Annotated in this window: 1 protein-coding gene; it reads right to left on the reverse strand. The window is 65.9% G+C overall.

The annotated features are described in order from the left end of the window. A partial coding sequence (locus AB8M46_RS39950; protein WP_394363514.1) for an AMP-binding protein occupies positions 1-296 on the reverse strand: 296 nt, incomplete at both ends.

Genomic DNA, 296 nt, shown 5'->3' on the forward strand with positions numbered 1-296 from the left:
ATTGCATCCACAGCAACCGGTTCACGATGCCCGCATGCGGCACCACGACACCCTTCGGCCGACCGGTCGAACCCGACGTGTAGATCACATACGCCGGAGACGACGGGTCGACGGTCCGCCCCAGGCTTTCGGAGGAGTACCCGTCGAGAACGGGCAGTTCTTCGAGCACGACCGCGGGGGCGGCGTCTTCGAGCATGAACGCGATGCGATCGGCCGGATAGTCGCGGTCGACCGGCAGGTAAGCGCCACCGGCCTTGTGCACGGCGTACAACGCGACCACGAGGTCGATCGACCGT

Origin of the sequence: Amycolatopsis sp. SB7-3 (assembly GCF_041021335.1) — a bacterium.
Lineage (GTDB): Bacteria > Actinomycetota > Actinomycetes > Mycobacteriales > Pseudonocardiaceae > Amycolatopsis > Amycolatopsis japonica.